This window comes from Methylopila musalis (assembly GCF_042679725.1).
Classification (GTDB): domain Bacteria; phylum Pseudomonadota; class Alphaproteobacteria; order Rhizobiales; family Methylopilaceae; genus Methylopila; species Methylopila musalis.
This window is the reverse complement of sequence record NZ_JBHTMX010000292.1, coordinates 1-2,443: the sequence shown is the minus strand read 5'-3', so window position 1 is coordinate 2,443 and position 2,443 is coordinate 1. Positions and strand designations below refer to the sequence as shown.

4 protein-coding genes are annotated in these 2,443 nt (G+C 72.9%); 1 reads left to right on the top strand and 3 read right to left on the bottom strand.

Features of this window, described 5'->3' with window-relative positions; translation table 11 throughout:
- A partial coding sequence (locus ACFQ4O_RS16845; RefSeq protein WP_378777426.1) for a VOC family protein occupies positions 1–701 on the top strand: 701 nt, incomplete at its 5' end.
- A 514-nt stretch (positions 702–1,215) separates the two neighbouring features.
- Here ACFQ4O_RS16845 and ACFQ4O_RS16840 read toward each other — a convergent pair.
- From ACFQ4O_RS16840 to ACFQ4O_RS16830, 3 genes are all read right to left on the bottom strand, one after another.
- A complete protein-coding gene (locus tag ACFQ4O_RS16840; RefSeq protein WP_378777424.1) occupies positions 1,216–1,470 on the bottom strand; it encodes a hypothetical protein in 255 nt (84 codons plus the stop codon).
- 106 nt (positions 1,471–1,576) lie between these two features.
- The gene (locus ACFQ4O_RS16835) at positions 1,577–2,032 is read right to left on the bottom strand and encodes a TIGR02301 family protein (protein WP_378777422.1); all 456 of its coding nucleotides are present in this window, start codon (positions 2,030–2,032) and stop codon (positions 1,577–1,579) included.
- Between the two features lie 44 nt (positions 2,033–2,076).
- Positions 2,077–2,443, bottom strand: a 367-nt coding sequence (locus ACFQ4O_RS16830) for an NUDIX hydrolase (protein WP_378777420.1), incomplete at its 5' end; no start/stop codon positions are given.

Here is a 2,443-nt window from a genome sequence, read left to right as displayed (position 1 = left end):
CTGACGTGCTGCGGCTGGTGGAGCGGCGCGGCGCGCCGGCGAAGCCGCGCGAGGCGGCGGGGCTGTTCCATGTGGCGATCCTGCTGCCGGAGCGGCGCGACCTCGCCCTCACGCTGGCGCGGCTCGTGCGCGAGCGGCTGCGCATCGGCGCCTCCGACCATCTGGTCAGCGAGGCGCTCTATCTGGACGACCCGGACGGCAACGGACTCGAGATCTACCGCGACCGGCCGCGGGAGGAGTGGCCCCGGCGCGGCGACGAGATCGCCATGGCGACCGAGCCGCTCGACGCGGAGCGGATGCTCGACCTGCTCGCGCCGGGCGTCGATCTCGACGCCGCCCAGCCGGCGGGAACCCGCGTCGGCCACATCCACCTGCAGGTCGGCGATCTGGCGGCGGCGCGCGCCTTCTGGATCGACGCGATCGGCTTCGAGCAGACCACCACCTATCCGGGCGCGGTCTTCATGAGCGCCGGCGGCTATCACCACCACCTCGCTGCCAATGTCTGGGCGAGCCGGGGGCGCGGCCCGGCGCCGGAGGGCTCCACGGGGCTGCTCAGCTTCGAGGCGATCCTGCCGGACGCGGCCGCCGTGGACGCGGTCGCCGCCCGCCTCGACGCCCGCCGCCTCCCCTACGCCCGCGACGCCCACGGCCTGCGCGTCGCCGACCCCTGGGGCGCGACCATCGTGTTCGTACCGGCGTGACAGCCGCTGCGGCCACGACGCCCTGCCGCTTTATGAGTTCGTGACCCAGCTATCCGTGGAGGGATTTCAGGGTGGCGCGTCAGATCAGACCGTCGCGGCGTGCGGATTGAGGAGGCGATGCGCTGGGGAGAAGACCTGCCGGCGGGCGCTGTCGGAGCCTGAGCGTCGGGACGCCGCGCTGACGCGATGTTCGGGCGCCCGCCAGACGGTTCGGGTCAGTTTCGCCTTGGGTCCAGTGAGGCTCGGACGGAACGTGCCCACCCCTGACATACGGGGCTGCGGGCGTGACAGCTGGAGCGGTGGATCGTGGGGTTTTCGCCGTCTATCGTCTCGGTGACAATCAGGTCGCGCCCCTCAAACCCGCCCAGCGACGGCGTCGCCTTGTCGCCGGCGACATCGGCAGATGACACGTGCTGCCGTATTTCCGGATGGAGACGCTCACGGCGTGAGATGTCCGGCGCGGCCGACGTCCGGTCGGCGAGACCTCGACGGCGCCGTTAGGCCGCCGGGTCGCTCAATGCGGTTGGGTGGGGAGGGTGTAGCCGCCGGTGCGGATGCGTTCGGGCAGGCGCTCCACGAACGTCGCGGTCGCTTCCTCGCCGAAGAACAGCACGAACTCCTTCAGCGCCGCGAACAGGGCGGCGTGGGCCACGCAGTCGGGCGCGATGCCGTCCAGCAGCGCCTCTTCCCAGGCTTCATCCAGATACACCAGCGCCGCGCGTCGTCCGTCCGTCCCCGTCTCTTCGGTCGTCGAATCGTTTTGAGCCATCGCATGTCCTTCCGTCCCGCCCTGAATCTAGCGGAACGCAGCGCGAAGTGGATCGATTCTCGAAGAAACGGTTAACGCGCGAGGGACAATTCGACAGGTTTTCGCGTCACGGCCCGTAGCGATCGCTTACGTCGGTCGCCACCGTTCGCGCCTCCGTGAGGAAGCGGCGGGCGGCGAGTTCGGCGGCGGGCGTGCAGGCGCGGTAGCTGCGCGCCCAGGCCCGGTAGCTGTCGTTGAAGGCGCCGGCCAGCCGGTCGCGCCGCTCGGGCGAGGCGCCCTCCGCCTGCACGAGGCTCGCCATGCGTTCGCGCCAGACGCCTGCGTCCGCCGCCCCGCACACGGCGCGCAGGTGGTGCAGGCCGCCGAGAACCTGCGCCAGCCGGATGAGCTGGGGCTCGTAAGGCGGCGCGGACGGGGCGGCGGGCGCGGCCGGGGGAGGGGCTTTTGCGGCGGCGGCCGGAGCGGTCCGGGTGCGGCGCTCGCCCGAATCGGTCTGCGCCGCGGCCGCTCCGACGGGCGCCAGCGCAAGAGCGAGCGAGAGAAGAACCGGCGCGACCGTCATGACGGCGGCGACTCTGCCGTGGCGGCGCTCCGGTGACAAGCGCCTCACCCGGCCCGCGCCACCGCGGCCGCCGCGATCTCCGCGAGCCGGGGCGTGGCCTCCAGCCGCGCGATCGCCTCGGGCGCGAACCAGCCGATCTCCAGCGCCTCGGCGCTCACGACGCCCTCGCCGGCGAGCCATCGGCCGGCGAAGGCGAGGATGGTCACATGCCGCTCAACGGCCCCGTCGGGCGCTTTCAGGATCACGTCCACCACGTCCACGAGGCCTACGATCTCGGCCGTGACGCCGGTCTCCTCGCCAAGCTCCCGCAGCGCCGCGTCGGCTGCGGTCTCGCCAAGCTCGATCATGCCGCCGGGCGCGGACCAGACGCCGCGCAGGGGCGGCGTCCCGCGCCGCGCCAGCAGCGCGCGG

Excerpts from the sequence above, each read along its gene's own strand:
- ACFQ4O_RS16840 (WP_378777424.1), bottom strand. The coding sequence starts at position 1,470 with ATGGCTCAAAACGATTCGACGACCGAAGAGACGGGGACGGACGGACGA.
- ACFQ4O_RS16835 (WP_378777422.1), bottom strand. The coding sequence starts at position 2,032 with ATGACGGTCGCGCCGGTTCTTCTCTCGCTCGCTCTTGCGCTGGCGCCC.